This window comes from Nonomuraea sp. NPDC050733 (assembly GCF_040654215.1).
In the GTDB taxonomy this organism is placed as follows: Bacteria; Actinomycetota; Actinomycetes; order Streptosporangiales; family Streptosporangiaceae; genus Nonomuraea.
This window is the reverse complement of record NZ_JBFAHO010000008.1, coordinates 212593-226361: the sequence shown is the minus strand read 5'-3', so window position 1 is coordinate 226361 and position 13769 is coordinate 212593. Positions and strand designations below refer to the sequence as shown.

Annotated in this window: 13 protein-coding genes; 6 read left to right on the top strand and 7 right to left on the bottom strand. The window is 72.5% G+C overall.

What is annotated here, in order from left to right; genetic code table 11:
• Positions 1-264: 264 nt before the first annotated feature.
• Positions 265-1203, top strand: coding sequence for a transglutaminase domain-containing protein (locus tag AB0H64_RS17345; protein ID WP_357625020.1), 939 nt, complete (start codon positions 265-267; stop codon positions 1201-1203).
• Positions 1204-1303: 100 nt separating this feature from the next.
• On the opposite strand, the gene AB0H64_RS17340 is transcribed toward AB0H64_RS17345, so the two are convergent.
• Entirely contained in the window at positions 1304-2698 is a 1395-nt protein-coding gene (locus AB0H64_RS17340; RefSeq protein WP_357625018.1) for an NAD(P)H-quinone dehydrogenase, read from the bottom strand.
• A gap of 72 nt (positions 2699-2770) precedes the next feature.
• Between AB0H64_RS17340 and AB0H64_RS17335 the strand changes: the two genes are divergently transcribed.
• Positions 2771-3223 carry a gamma-glutamylcyclotransferase gene (locus AB0H64_RS17335; RefSeq protein WP_357625015.1) on the top strand — a complete coding sequence of 151 codons (453 nt, stop codon included), beginning with the start codon at positions 2771-2773 and terminating at the stop codon, positions 3221-3223.
• A 1-nt stretch (position 3224) separates the two neighbouring features.
• Here AB0H64_RS17335 and AB0H64_RS17330 read toward each other — a convergent pair whose 3' ends face one another.
• A complete protein-coding gene (locus AB0H64_RS17330; RefSeq protein WP_357625012.1) occupies positions 3225-4526 on the bottom strand; it encodes an MFS transporter in 1302 nt (433 codons plus the stop codon).
• A 109-nt stretch (positions 4527-4635) separates the two neighbouring features.
• Here AB0H64_RS17330 and AB0H64_RS17325 point away from each other — a divergent pair, with 109 nt between their 5' ends.
• Genes AB0H64_RS17325 through AB0H64_RS17310 form a run of 4 tightly spaced genes read left to right on the top strand, consistent with a single transcriptional unit; the run spans position 4636 to position 9527 of the window.
• Positions 4636-5616: an Lrp/AsnC family transcriptional regulator gene (locus AB0H64_RS17325; protein ID WP_357625010.1), complete on the top strand. Its 981-nt coding sequence runs from the start codon at positions 4636-4638 to the stop codon at positions 5614-5616.
• Complete coding sequence (locus AB0H64_RS17320; RefSeq protein ID WP_357625008.1) at positions 5613-6941, top strand: M20/M25/M40 family metallo-hydrolase; 1329 nt, start codon at positions 5613-5615, stop codon at positions 6939-6941. Before AB0H64_RS17325 ends, AB0H64_RS17320 begins: the two co-directional genes overlap by 4 nt.
• A 1-nt stretch (position 6942) precedes the next feature.
• Positions 6943-7746, top strand: a complete 804-nt coding sequence (locus tag AB0H64_RS17315; protein ID WP_357625005.1) for a purine-nucleoside phosphorylase — start codon at positions 6943-6945, stop codon at positions 7744-7746.
• Complete coding sequence (locus AB0H64_RS17310; RefSeq protein ID WP_357625003.1) at positions 7743-9527, top strand: phospho-sugar mutase; 1785 nt, start codon at positions 7743-7745, stop codon at positions 9525-9527. Before AB0H64_RS17315 ends, AB0H64_RS17310 begins: the two co-directional genes overlap by 4 nt.
• A gap of 150 nt (positions 9528-9677) precedes the next feature.
• Here the strand turns inward: AB0H64_RS17310 and AB0H64_RS17305 are convergent, their stop codons facing one another.
• The 5 genes from AB0H64_RS17305 to AB0H64_RS17285 form a co-directional block, all read right to left on the bottom strand.
• A complete protein-coding gene (locus AB0H64_RS17305) occupies positions 9678-10172 on the bottom strand; it encodes a GyrI-like domain-containing protein (RefSeq protein WP_357625000.1) in 495 nt (164 codons plus the stop codon).
• Between the two features lie 46 nt (positions 10173-10218).
• Positions 10219-11193 carry a sigma-70 family RNA polymerase sigma factor gene (locus AB0H64_RS17300; RefSeq protein ID WP_357624997.1) on the bottom strand — a complete coding sequence of 325 codons (975 nt, stop codon included), beginning with the start codon at positions 11191-11193 and terminating at the stop codon, positions 10219-10221.
• The gene (locus tag AB0H64_RS17295) at positions 11115-11972 is read right to left on the bottom strand and encodes a MerR family transcriptional regulator (RefSeq protein ID WP_357624994.1); all 858 of its coding nucleotides are present in this window, start codon (positions 11970-11972) and stop codon (positions 11115-11117) included. The genes AB0H64_RS17300 and AB0H64_RS17295 overlap by 79 nt, the downstream gene beginning before the upstream one ends.
• A gap of 68 nt (positions 11973-12040) precedes the next feature.
• Positions 12041-12649, bottom strand: coding sequence for a hypothetical protein (locus AB0H64_RS17290; RefSeq protein ID WP_357624991.1), 609 nt, complete (start codon positions 12647-12649; stop codon positions 12041-12043).
• Entirely contained in the window at positions 12646-13719 is a 1074-nt protein-coding gene (locus AB0H64_RS17285; protein WP_357624988.1) for an adenosine deaminase, read from the bottom strand. The genes AB0H64_RS17290 and AB0H64_RS17285 overlap by 4 nt, the downstream gene beginning before the upstream one ends.
• Between the last annotated feature and the right edge of the window lie 50 nt (positions 13720-13769).

Below are 13769 nucleotides of genomic sequence, written 5' to 3'. Positions count from 1 at the left end.
CAAACGTCAACGTTTCGGTCCGCCCGAACCCCGCCGGAGGCCGGAGGTGTCAACGTCCCGGTCAAGGGAGGCGGGGGTGACGACGCCCTGGCCAAGAGGGGCGAAGGCGGGGCCGTCCGGTCGAGGCGGGCGGCCGGTACGCGGAGAAGCAAGCGCCCGGCATCGAAGCGCGGCGCACGCGGCCTGTGTGCGGAAAAGCAGTAGTGCCGCTGCGGCTCGGGCGCCCACACTGTGCGGCGGGCCCGCGACGTGAGAGGCAGCGCCATGATCGAGTTCTACTCGTCCCAGAGCACCGTCACCGACCCGGGTGAGCTGCGCCGGTGGATCGACGCCGTCCCCGCCGACCTGACCTCGATCCGCGAGGCGGCCGCCCGGCTGGTGTTCCACTACTGGGCCTACGGCGACATCACCGGCCACGGGATCGCCGCCGACCGGATCGGCGAGATCAACCTGCGCTACGCCGACGCCCTGCTGGCCCGCGTCCGCGAGCTGAGATCGGACTCGCCGCTCGCCCGCCGCGCCCCGGCCGAGCGGGTGGTGGGCTGCTGCCGCGACCACACGGTGATCTTCCTCGCCATCGCCCGGCACCACGGCTTCGCGGCCCGGGCCAGGTACGGCTTCGCCGACTACCTCGTACCCGGCTGGTGGCTGGACCACATGATCCCCGAGGTGTGGGACCCGGCGGAGGGGCGCTGGCGACTGGTGGAGCCCGAGTTCGAGGAGGGCTACACGCCGCCGGGCGAGACGCGCCCGCTCCCGCTCACCGACATGCCCCGCGACCGGTTCCTGACCGGGGCGAGCGCCTGGCGGCTGTGCCGCGATGGCCGCGCGGACCCGGAACGCTTCGTCGTGGCGCCCGGCGCCGAGCGTCCGTCACTGAGGTCGTGGCCGTACCTGGTGCACAATGTCGTGTTCGACCTCACCGCCATGAACAAGCAGGAGATGATCAGCTGGGACCTGTGGGGCATGCTCGACTCCCCGCAGCCCCCGGGTGAGGCGACGTTCCCCCTCGCCGACGAGCTGGCGGCCCTGCTGGAGGATCCGGCGCTGACGACGGAACGGCTGCGGGCCGCCTACGACGATCCCGCGCTGCGCGTCCCCCCGGTGATCGCCACGTACTCACCGCCCGACCACCACCGCGAGCAGGTCACGCTACGCGTCGGCACGCAGGCCAGCCGGCTGCTGGACCGCCTGACCGGATGATGCCGGTCGCGTCAGGCCGGCGTTCACATGGACCAGGACCGCTGAAGAAGTTCTGGAATCCCTCGCTGAACATCACCGACGAAATCTCAGGGGGATGACACTAGATGCCGATGGAGGCCTCGGGCTGCATGAGGCGGCGGGCCGCCTCCGTGATCGAGCCCGACAGCGACGGGTAGACCGCGAACGTGTGCGCGAGCTGGTCCACGGTCAGCCGCTGCTGGACCGCCACCGACACGGCGAGGATCAGCTCCGACGCGCGCGGCGCCACCACCACGCCGCCCAGCACGATGCCGGTGTGGGGCCGGCAGAACAGCTTGACGAAGCCGTCGTTGAAGCCCTGCATCTTGGCCCGCGCGTTGGTCGCGAGCGGCAGCTTGACGACGTTGGCCTCGATCTCGCCGGCCTCGATGGCCCGCTGCGCCACGCCGACGGCCGCGATCTCGGGATCGGTGAAGATGTTGGAGGCCACGGTGGCCAGCCGCAGCGGCTGGACGGCCTCGCCGAGCGCGTGCCAGACGGCGATGCGGCCCTGCATGGCCGCCACCGAGGCGAGCATGAGCACGCCGGTGCAGTCGCCCGCCGCGTAGACGCCGGGCGCGGAGGTGCGCGAGACCTTGTCGACCTTGACGAAGCCGCCCCGGTCGAGCTGCACCCCGGCCTCCTCCAGGCCCATGCCGCCGGTGTTGGGCACCATGCCGACCGTCATCAGCGCGTGGGAGCCCTCGGCGGTGCGGCCGTCCTCCAGCGTCACCACGACGCCGTCGGCGGTGCGCTTGACGCAGGCGGCGCGCGAGCGGCCCATGACGTTCATGCCGCGGCGGCGGTAGACCTCTTCGAGCACCTCGGCGCCGTCGGCGTCCTCGTTGGGCATCATGCGGTCGCGGCTGGAGACGAGCGTGACCTCGGCGCCGAGCGAGCGGTAGGCACCCGCGAACTCCGCGCCGGTGACGCCGGAGCCGACCACGATGAGGTGCTCGGGCAGCTCCTCCAGGTCGTAGAGCTGGCGCCAGGTGAGGATGCGCTCGCCGTCGGGCTCGGCGCCCGGCAGGACGCGCGGGGTGGCGCCGGTGGCGACGAGCACCACGTCGGCCCGGATCGTGCGGTCGCCGGCCTTGACCACCTGCGGGTCGACGAGCCTGCCGCGCGCCTTGACGATCTCGACGCCCTCGGCGGCGACGCGCGCCGCGATGTCGGCCGACTGGGCCTGGGCCAGCTCCTTGACCCGCTTGTTGACCAGCGGCAGGTCCACGGTCGCCGCGCCGATGTCTCCGTCGTCGCCGCCGGAGAAGCCGACGCCCAGCGACGGGGCGTCGAGCAGGGCCTGCTTGCGGACGGAGGTCGCGATCAGCGTCTTGGACGGCACGCAGTCGGTCAGCACGCAGGCGCCGCCCGGGCCGTCCTGCTCGACCATCGTGACCTGCGCGCCTAGTTGCGCGGCCACCAGGGCCGACTCGTATCCGCCTGGTCCGCCGCCGATGATCACGATCTTCGTCACGTGTACCATTCTCCCGCATCGTCCGGCCCGCCGACGAACGGGGCGGTCCTCACCGCGCTACCCTTGTCTGCTGTGCCTGTCTACGCCGCCTACGGCAGCAACATGGACCCCGAGCAGATGGCCATGCGCGCCCCGCACTCTCCGATCCGGGGCGTCGGCTGGCTGCAGGGCTGGCGACTGACGTTCGGCGGTGAGGACATCGGCTGGGAAGGCGCGCTGTCCACCATCGTCGAGGACCCCGACGAGCACGTCTTCGTCGTCCTGTACGACGTGCCCGAGGTGGACGAGACCTCGCTCGACCAGTGGGAGGGCGCGGTCCGTGGCCTGTACCACAAGGTGCGGCTGCGGGTGCAGACCCTGGACGGCGAGCTGGTGCCCTGGTTCTACGTCCTCAACGGCTACGAGGGGGGCCTGCCCTCCGCCCGCTACCTCGGCATCCTGGCCGACGCGGCGGAGCGGGCGGGCGCCCCCGACGACTACGTCAAGGGGCTGCGCGGCCGCCCCTGCAAGTCCCTCGGCACCTGAGCTAGCCGAGCGGCTGGTCCTTCGTCTCCTTCAGCGCGAACACGTACACGCAGGTGGAGACCAGCGCCAGCGCCGAGACGTACCACGGGAAGAGGTACATCGCCTTGGCGTCCTGCAGCGCCGTGCCGATCAGCGGCGCCGTGCCACCGAAGATCGCGACGGTCAGCGAGTACGGGAAGCCGGCGCCGGCCGCGCGCACCCGGGTCGGGAAGAGCTCGGAGTTGACCGCCGCTGAGATCGACGTGAAGCAGCCGAGGAAGACCATCCCGGCGCACTGGATGAGCAGCAGGCTGGCGAACGAGTTCGACAGCAGGCCGAGCAGCGGCACCGGCAGGATGAGGAAGCCCAGGCCGAAGGTGATGAGCATCGGCCGGCGGCCGACCTTGTCCGACAGCATGCCGAGCAGCGGCTGCAGGATCATGAAGAACACCAGGGAGATCGTGCCGACCGTCAGCGATTCGGCCTTGTCGAACTTCACGCTGAGCTGGGCGTAGGTCGGCAGGAACGTCGTCCAGGTGTAGTAGGAGACGGTGCCCGCGACCGTGATGCCGACGATCAGCGCGGCCTTGGTCGGGTAGCGGACCAGGAACTCGAACATCTTCGGCCGCTCGGCCCTGCCCTGGCGGATGTCCTCGGCGACCGTGCTCGTCTCCTCGGCGCCCTTGCGGATCCACAGCCCCACGAGGCTGATGACGGCGCCGATCACGAACGGGATGCGCCAGCCGTAGGAGCTCATGTCGGTGTCGCTGAGCGAGGCGGCGAGCACGGCGGCCAGACCGGAGGCCAGGAGCTGGCCGATCGTGGTGCTGACGTACTGGAAGCTGGAGAACAGGCCGCGGCGGCCGGGAGGCGCCGACTCCACGAGGAACGTGGTGGCGGCGGCGAACTCGCCGCCGACCGACAGGCCCTGGATGAGCCGCGCGAGCACCAGGATGATCGGCGCGAGCAGCCCGGCCGCGGCGTACGTCGGCGTGACCGCCAGCAGCAGCGAGCCGCCGCCCATCAGGATGATCGTGAACGTCATGGCCGCCTTGCGGCCGAACCGGTCGGCGAAGGCGCCCACGACCAGCCCGCCCAGCGGGCGCATGAAGAAGCCGACGGCGAAGACGGCGAAGCTGCTGAGCAGGGGGACGAGCGAGTCGCCCGTGTCGGGGAAGATCTGCTTGGAGAAGTAGATCGCCAGGAAGCTGTAGGTGTACCAGTCGAACCACTCGACGACGTTCCCGACGCTGGCCGCCATGAGCTGACGGACGCGGCTTCGGGGGATGCCGACAGGGGACGGCGCAACGGGGGAGGTCGCCACAGGGGCTCCTTTGCTGAAAGGTGCGGTATGGCTTACTGTGCAATTGGACGACCGAAACAGTCAAATAGCAAGGCATATATTTACAAACCCGACACAGAAACGGCTCTGAGTGGACGTTCTCGACCGAAGGCTGGTCGCCGCCCTCCAGGTCAGCCCGCGCGCCACGTGGGGGGAGATCGGCAGGGCGGTCGGTGAGCACGAGCGCACGGTCGCGCGCCGGCTGCAACGCCTGATCTCCGACGGCGCGATACGCGTCACCGCCATCTACGACGACCTCCGCTCCGGCCACGGGCGCCCCGTCCACCTGCACGTCCAGGTCCGTCCCGGCACGGCCGCGTCCGTCGCCAAGTCCCTGGCCGACCGGCCCGACACCCGCTCGGTCTACTCGCTCACCGGCGTCGCCGACATCGGCTGCGAGCTCGTGTCGCCGTCGCGCGAGGCGCTGCACGACATCATCTCCGCGCAGGTGCCCGAGATCGACGGCGTCCTCCAGACGCAGACCCAGGTCGTGCTGCACACGTTCCGGACCGTGGCCGAGTGGCACGCGCCGTACCTCACCGAGCAGGAGGTGGCCGAGCTGCGCCCGGCCGCCGCGAGCGGCCCCCTGCCCGACGAGGACGGCATGTCGCCGCTGGAGCAGGAGATCGCCGCACTGCTCGTCGCCGACGGCCGCATCGCCTTCACCGCCATCGCCGAACGGCTCGACGTCTCCGTCCCCACCGCCCGGCGGCGCGTCGCCTCGCTCCTCGAACGCCGGCTCCTGCTGCTGCGCGCCGAGGCCGAGCCGGCCCTGCTCGACCTGGAGGTGGAGGCCCAGCTCTGGCTCAAGGTCCGCCCCGGCGGGCTCGACGCCGTCGGCCGCACCCTGGCCGCCCACCCCCACGTGCGTTACTGCGCCGCGACGGCGGGCACCCACTCCCTCATCGTGCAGGTGGCGGTGGCCCACGAGGCCGCCCTCTACCGTCTGCTCACGGGTGTCGTCGGCGGCCTCGACGAGGTCACCGGCACCGACGTCACCCTCATCACCCGCGCCTACAAGCGCGGCCACCTCCGCAAGTCCGGCCTTCTCACCCTGGAAAGGACACCATGACTCCCGCCGCCACTCCTGCCGCCACTCCCGCCGAGAACGAGGTCGCCGAGCTCTGCTCCGAGCTGATCCGGATCGACAGCAGCAACTACGGCGACGGCAGCGGTCCCGGGGAGCGCGCGGCCGCCGAGGCGGTCATGGCCCGGCTCGCCGAGGTCGGCATCGAGGCCGCCTACATCGAGAGCGAGCCCGGCCGCGGCAACGTGATCACCCGCGTGGAGGGCACCGACCCGTCGCTGCCCGCGCTGCTCGTGCACGGCCACCTCGACGTGGTGCCCGCCAACGCGGCCGACTGGTCCGTGGACCCCTTCGGCGGCGAGGTCCGCGACGGCTACATCTGGGGCCGCGGCGCCGTCGACATGAAGGACATGGACGCGATGATGCTCGCCGTCCTGCGCCAGCTCACCCGCGACGGCCGCCGCCCGCGCCGCGACCTCGTCTTCGCCTGGGTCGCCGACGAGGAGGCCGGCGGCGTGTACGGCGCCAAGCACCTCACCAAGCACCACCCCGAGCTGTTCGAGGGCGTCACCGAGGCCATCAGCGAGGTCGGCGGCTACTCCCTGGAGGTGGACCCGTCGCTGCGGCTCTACCTCATCGAGACGGCGCAGAAGGGCCTCGGCTGGATGCGGCTGATCGCCGACGGCACCGCCGGGCACGGCTCCATGCTCAACTCCGACAACGCCGTCACCGAGATCGCCAAGGCCGTCGCCCGGGTCGGCGCCCACGAGTGGCCCATCACGCTCACCCCGACCGTCCGCACGTTCCTCACCGAGGTCGCCGCCGCCTTCGGCATCCCCTTCGACGAGAACGACCCCGCGCCCGTCCTCGACAAGATCGGGCCACTGGTCCGCTTCGTCGGCGCCACCCTCAACCACACCGCCAACCCCACCCAGCTCGACGCCGGCTACAAGTCCAACGTGATCCCCGGCCAGGCGAGCGCCGTCATCGACGGCCGCTTCCTGCCCGGCCACGAGGACGAGTTCTTCAAGACCATCGACGAGCTGATCGGCCCGAAGGTGCGCCGGGAGTTCGTCCACCACGACATCGCGCTGGAGACGTCGTTCGACGGCGCCCTGGTCGAGTCGATGATCGCGGCCCTGAAGGCCGAGGACCCGACGGCGCGGGCGGTGCCGTACTGCATGTCGGGCGGCACCGACAACAAGACCTTCTTCGCCGACCTGGGAGTGCGCGGCTTCGGCTTCGTGCCGCTGCGGCTGCCCGGCGACATGGACTTCGCGTCGATGTTCCACGGCGTGGACGAGCGGGTGCCGGTGGACGCGCTCCAGTTCGGCGTGCGGGTGCTCGACAGGCTGCTCCTAAACTACTGAGGTGACCAACGACCCGTACAAACTGGCCGGTGAGGCCGCCGCGGCACTGAAGGCGGCGAGCGGCCTCGACAGCTTCGACGTGGCCCTCGTGATGGGCTCCGGCTGGGTCCCGGCCGCCGACGCGCTCGGGGAGGTCGTGGCGGAGGTCCCGCTCACCGACCTGCCCGGCTTCGCGGCCCCGGCCGTGGCCGGACACGGCGGCAGGATCCGCGTCGTCCGCACCGGCGCCGGCCGGCACGCGCTCGTCCTCCTCGGCCGCACCCACCTCTACGAGGGGCGGCCGGTCGACGCGGTGGTCCACGGCGTGCGCACCGCCGCCGCGGCGGGCGTCCGGACGGTCGTCCTCACCAACGCCGCCGGCGGCCTGCGCCCCGAGACGCAGCAGGTCGGCGACCCGGTGCTGATCAGCGACCACATCAACCTGACGGGCGCCAACCCGATCACCGGCACCACCTTCATCGACCTGTCCGAGGTCTACTCCAGACGGCTGCGGGCGCTCGTCCACGAGGTGGACCCGTCCATCGCGGAGGGCGTCTACGTCGCCTTCCGTGGCCCCACCTACGAGACGCCGGCCGAGATCCGCATGCTGCGCACGCTCGGGGGCGACCTCATCGGCATGTCCACGGTGCTGGAGGCCATCGCCGCCCGGGAGGCCGGGCTGGAGGTGCTCGGCGTCTCCCTGGTCACCAACCCGGCCGCGGGCCTGTCGGACCAGGTGCTCGACCACAAGGAGGTCCTGGAGGTCGGCCGCGCCACGGCCGCCCGCATGGGCGTCCTGCTCGCCAAGGTCGTCGACCGGATATGACACCGGACCCGCACATGACGCCCGACCCCCGTACGACACCGGACCCGCGCACGACGCCCGACCCCCGTACGACCCCGGACCCGCGCACGACCCCGGACCCGCGCACGACCTCGGGTCCCGCCGCCGGCCCGGTCGCCGGCCAGGACCTCGTCGCGGCCGCCCGCGCGTGGCTGCTCCAGGACCCCGACCCCGAGACCCGGGCCGAGCTGTCGGCCCTCCTCGACTCGGGCGACTCCGCGGCGCTGCTCGACCGGTTCGGGCGCAAGCTGGAGTTCGGCACGGCGGGGCTGCGGGGCGAGCTCGGCGCGGGCCCCAACCGCATGAACCGGGTCACCGTCATGCGCGCCGCCGCCGGCCTGGCCGCCGTGCTCGGCCCCGGAAGGCATGTGGTCATCGGCTACGACGCCCGGCACAACTCCGACGTGTTCGCCCGCGACACGGCGGCCGTGCTGACCGGCGCGGGCCTGCACGCCTCGATCCTGCCGTGCCCGCTGCCCACCCCGGTGCTCGCCTTCTCCGTGCTCCACCTGGAGGCCGACGCCGGCGTCATGGTCACGGCCAGCCACAACCCGCCCCGCGACAACGGCTACAAGGTCTACTGGGGCGACGGCTCGCAGATCACCCCGCCGATCGACAGCGAGATCTCGGCCGCGATCGACGCCGTGGGCCGCGTCGACGAGCTGCCGCTCGGCTCACCGGGCACGCTGACGGAGCTGGGCGAGGACATCGTCGACGACTACATCGACGCGATCACCGCCCTGCCCCTCGGCGACGCCCGTGCGCTGCGGGTGGCGTACACGCCGCTGCACGGGGTCGGCGGCGGCACGCTGACCGACGCGTTCCTGCGGGCGGGGTTCGAGAGCCCGATGGCGGTCGAGGAGCAGCGCAACCCCGACCCCGGCTTCCCCACGGTCGCCTTCCCCAACCCGGAGGAGCCCGGCGCGATGGACCTCGCGTCCGCGCTGGCGGCGCGCACGGGGGCCGACCTGGTGCTGGCCAACGACCCCGACGCCGACCGGTGCGCGGTGGGCGTCCCGCTGCCCGGCGGCTCGGTGCGCATGCTGACGGGCGACGAGGTGGGCGGGCTGCTGGCCGAGCACGTGATCACCCACACCACGGGCGACCGCATGGTGGCCACCACGATCGTCTCCTCCACCCTGCTGGGCAAGATCGCCCGCGCCCACGGCGTCCGCTACGGCGAGACCCTGACCGGCTTCAAGTGGATCATCAAGGCGGGGCCGGGACTGGTCTTCGGCTACGAGGAGGCCATCGGCTACAGCGTCGGGTCCGGGGCCGGGCTGCCGGTGCGCGACAAGGACGGCATCGGCGCCGCGCTCACGGTCGCGGCCATCGCCGCGGCCGCCCGGCGCGACGGCCGCACGCTCCTCGACCTCCTGGACGACCAGGCCCGCCGCTACGGCCTGCACGCCACGGCCCAGCTCTCGGCCCGGGTCGATGACCTGTCGCTGATCGCCGGCGCCATGGCCCGCCTCCGGGCCGACCCTCCGGCCACGCTGGGCGGGCGCACGGTCGAGCGGGCCGACGACCTGAGCCGCGGCGACGGCGGCCTGCCGCCGACCGACGGCCTGCGCTACACGCTGTCGGGCGGCGCCCGCGTCGTCGTGCGCCCCTCGGGCACGGAGCCCAAGCTCAAGTGCTACCTGGAGGTGGTGGTCCCGGTCACGGACGACGTACCGGCGGCCCGCACCGAGGCGTCCCACGCCCTCGAAGCCCTCAAGTCCGACCTCACCAAGGCACTGGACCTCGCCCGACACGCGTGAACTCCGGCTCCGCCCGCCGCCGGACCGGCAGCGGTGGGCCCAGATCTGGTCGGCCCAGAGTCGACAGGACCAGATCTGGACCCATGGGAGCCGGCCTCGTGGCGCGTCAGGCGAGGCTTCGTGGCACGTCCGGCGAGGCTTCGTGACACGTCAGGCGAGGCGGAATTCCAGGTCGATGTCCCAGTTGTTCGGGTCGGGCTCGATCCGGGGGTCGGTCGGGTAGTGCTCCAGGCGGCAGCCCCAGAGCTCGGCGCCGTCCCGCTCCGCGAGGTCCCACGTCAGGCTCTCCTCGGCCGCCCAGGCCAGCAGGTCGTCGACGACGCCGGCCAGGCGGTCGGGGTGGCCGTGGTGGGAGACGGTGGCGTAACGGCCGGCGGGGAGCACGGCGGCGAAGATCTCCCCCTCCGTCCCGTCGGCCGCCGGCGGCCGGGCCACCGGGACACCGGCCTCGACCTCCAGGCGGTCCGCGGCCATGTCGATGGCGCGGTACCTGAGGAACGGGCCCCCGGCCGGCGCGACGCCGCGACGCTCCAGCCAGGCGAACAGCCCGGGGATGCGGTCGGCCACCTCGCCGAAGGTCGTCATGGTGATGGTCCTGCGCACGCCGACGTAGGGACGGTCCGGGTGTTCCACGACACGGGGCATGGTCGCTCCTCGCTTGCTGTCAGTCGCTGTCCGCTGTTCGTCACTCTCACCCTCTGGTACGGAGCGGAGGCGCCGAACTCATCGGCAGAGCGAAAAGCGGGAACAGCCTGTCCCCGAGGTAGGTGGTCGTGCCCGTGACCAGGCCGCCCGACGTCTCGACCAGAAGGAGCGCGAACGGCCGCCCCTCCTGGTACTGGCCGAAGGCCGCCGCCCCGTTCGCCCGTCCCGCCGGGACCAGCCGGGAGCCGCCGCAGGGCGCGCCCGCGGCGAGCATGACCGTCCGGACGCTCTCCCGGCCGCGCAGCCACCACGTGAACGGCGGCATCGACATCGTGGCGTCCTCGTGCAGCAGCGCGACGAGGGTCTCGACGTCGTACCGCTCGAACGCGTCCACGTACCGGCCGAGCAGCTCCTCGTCCACCTCCCCGTACGGGCCGTCCGGCGCGGCGGGCAGGACGGCCCTGGCGCGTTGCAGCGCGCTGTTGACCGCGGCGACGCTCACGCCGAGCAGCACGGACACCTCCGCGGCGCGCCAGCGCAGCACGTCGCGCAGGATCAGCACGGCCCGCTGACGCGGCGGCAGGCGCTGCAACGCGGCCACGAACGCCAGCCGTACCGTCTCCCTGGCGACGGCCTGCTCGGCCGGGTCGGCGGGCAGCACGCGGCCGTCGGGGACGGGCAGGATCCACCGCTCCTCGGGCAGCGGCGCGCCCAGGCCCGTGCCGGGCGCGGCCGCCGGGGCGAGGTCCATGGCGCGCGCCCGGCGCTGGGGGCCGCGGAGCATGTCGAGGCAGACGTTCGTGGCGATGCCGAACAGCCAGGACCGGAGGGTGGCGCGGCCCGGGTCGTAGCGGTCGAGGCTGCGCCACGCCTTGACCAGGGTCTCCTGCACCGCGTCCTCGGCCTCGAACCCGGAGCCGAGCATGCGGTAGCAGTGGCCGGTCAGCTCGGCGCGGTGGCGTTCGAGGTCCGCGGGAGCGTGTCCGCCGCCGTCACCTCGATCTGGAGCTCCGTCACCCACGCGTCCTCCTCCTCCGGGCAGTTCAGGTACACCTCCCTGCCGAGCGACAGGGCCTGGTAGCCGTTCTCCTCGATCCAGTGCGCCAGCGCCTGGAACGTCGCACCCACCCCGTCCATGGACCCGTGGTGGATGGCCGTGGCCGCCGTCCCGACGCCCGGCAGGGTGACGACCCGCAGATCATGACCGACGGGAGTCCCGGCCGCGACGGGGAACGTGGCGTGGACCCGCACCGTGCCGTCCTCCTCCGGAAGGTAGTACGCGATGCCCGGACCGGCCTTGGGCACACCCGCCGCCTCCAGCCGCGCGCCCAGCTCGCGGTAGAGCGGCGTGATGACCGGCCCGATGTGCTCCGGCTCGTAGCTCGCGGCGATCGCGCTCAGCTCCGCGACCCTGGTCGCGGGCACCTTCTTGACCACTACGTCGACGGCTCCCATGCCGCCCTCCTTCTCGATCGCGCGGAGCCTCGCCTCGACGCCGCGCAGCCGGGCCCGGTCGGCGCTGATGCGCGCCTCCAGCTCGGCGCGGCGCAGCCGCACCATGCCGTGCAGCTCCTCCGTGCTCACCTCGTCGTCGAGGATCGCCCTGACCTGCTCCAGCGTGAAGCCGAGGTCCTTGAGCGCGACGACGCGGTTGAGGCGGGAGAGCTGGACCGCCTCGTAGGAGCGGTAGCCCGTGACCGGGTCCACGTGCGCGGGCCGCAGCAGGCCGAGGGCGTCGTAGTGGCGCAGCATGCGCACCGACACGAGCCCGAGCCTGGCGAAGTCTCCGATACCGAACATGACCTCCCCAGGTGTAGGGCCTCACACGATGTCAGAGTCAACGCCGCGGGCGGCCGTGGGGCGCTCCGTCAGCCCGCGACCACGGCGACGACCACCATGACCAGGGCGACGGCCAGGGCCGCGAACGAGTCGAACGCCCACGACACGCGCACCGGCCCCGCGTCCTGCGCGCGCCGCCTGGCGGACTCGGCGCGCTCGGCGATCTGCTCCCCCACCCAGTCGGCGTGGGTCTTGCCGGCCAGTGCCTGCGCCGCGGCCTGCTCGGCCGGGCTCAGCACCGGCTCGGTGGTGAAGCGGCCCCGCCGCGGCGGTGCCGCGCCCCGGCGCTGCGCCTTGGCCCGCTCGCGGGCGCCGCTGATCGGCGTCCACAGCCGCAGCAGCCCGCCGTCGTAGCGGACGTTGATGGAGTGGGAGACGGTGGCCTCCTCGATCGACGCCCACGGCAGGGTGGTCGTGCGCAGCGGGTTGCGGCCGACGAGCGCGGTCTCGGTGAAGAGGGTGACCGGCCTGAGCGCGGCCAGGTACACGAACGACGTCAGCACGGCGAGCACGGCCAGCGCCACCAGCGACGCCTTGCCGTTGTAGCGGACGATCAGGTCGAAGACGTTGAGCGCGGCGAAAGCCACCCACACCCACCCGAGGATGAACGCGAACCTCGACCGGTACGCCTGCCTCACGGCTGCCACTTCAGCCGCGCGAACCCGGGCTTGATGACGCCGTTGATCAGCGCCAGCCGCTCGTCGAACGGCAGGAACGCCGACTTCATGGCGTTGACCGTGAACCACTGGAGGTCGTCCCAGCCGTAGCCGAACGCCTCGGCCAGCTTGGCGAACTCCTGGGACAGGCTGGTGGAGCTCATCAGCCGGTTGTCGGTGTTGACGGTGACCCGGAAGTAGAGGCGGCGCAGCAGCCCGATGGGGTGCTCGGCGATCGAGCGGGCGGCGCCGGTCTGCAGGTTGGAGGTGGGGCACATCTCCAGCGGGATGCGCTTGTCGCGCACGTAGGCGGCGAGGCGGCCCAGCTTGGCGGTGCCGTCCTCGGCCACGGAGATGTCGTCGATGATCCGCACGCCGTGCCCCAGCCGGTCGGCGCCGCACCACTGGATGGCCTGCCAGATCGACGGCAGCCCGAAGGCCTCGCCGGCGTGGATGGTGAAGTGGGCGTTCTCCCGCTGGAGGTACTCGAAGGCGTCGAGGTGGCGGGTGGGCGGGTAGCCGGCCTCGGCGCCGGCGATGTCGAAGCCGACCACGCCGACGTCGCGGTAGCGGACGGCCAGCTCGGCGATCTCCATCGACCGGGCGGCGTGGCGCATCGCGGTCAGCAGCGTGCCGACGCGGATGCCGCGCCCCTCCGACCCCTGGCGGAAGCCCTCCAGCACCGCCTCCACCACCTGGTCGAGGCTGAGCCCGGCGGTGGTGTGCTGCTCGGGCGCGAAGCGCACCTCGGCGTAGACGACGCCGTCGGCGGCCAGGTCCTCGGCGCACTCGGCGGCCACCCGGACCAGCGCCTCGCGGGTCTGCATGACGCCCACCGTGTGGTCGAACGTCGTGAGGTAGCGCTCCAGCGAACCGGAGTCGGACGCCTCCTCGAACCACTGCCGCAGCTCGCCGGGGTCGGTCGTGGGCAGCCCGCCGTAACCGGCCTCGCGCGCCAGCTCCACGATCGTCTCGGCCCGCAGGCCGCCGTCGAGGTGGTCGTGGAGCAGCACCTTGGGCGCCCGGCGGATCTCGTCAATCGTGGGGCTCATCAGGCCATGATATGTGGCCTCTCCCCCGCCTCAGGGAGCACGTACGGCAT

What these genes read in the sequence shown, in the direction of transcription:
- AB0H64_RS17305 (WP_357625000.1), bottom strand. Translation starts at nt 10,172, where the DNA reads ATGCCCCGTGTCGTGGAACACCCGGACCGTCCCTACGTCGGCGTGCGC.
- AB0H64_RS17345 (WP_357625020.1), top strand. Translation starts at nt 265, where the DNA reads ATGATCGAGTTCTACTCGTCCCAGAGCACCGTCACCGACCCGGGTGAG.
- AB0H64_RS17310 (WP_357625003.1), top strand. Translation starts at nt 7,743, where the DNA reads ATGACACCGGACCCGCACATGACGCCCGACCCCCGTACGACACCGGAC.
- AB0H64_RS17285 (WP_357624988.1), bottom strand. Translation starts at nt 13,719, where the DNA reads ATGAGCCCCACGATTGACGAGATCCGCCGGGCGCCCAAGGTGCTGCTC.
- AB0H64_RS17320 (WP_357625008.1), top strand. Translation starts at nt 5,613, where the DNA reads ATGACTCCCGCCGCCACTCCTGCCGCCACTCCCGCCGAGAACGAGGTC.
- AB0H64_RS17295 (WP_357624994.1), bottom strand. Translation starts at nt 11,972, where the DNA reads ATGTTCGGTATCGGAGACTTCGCCAGGCTCGGGCTCGTGTCGGTGCGC.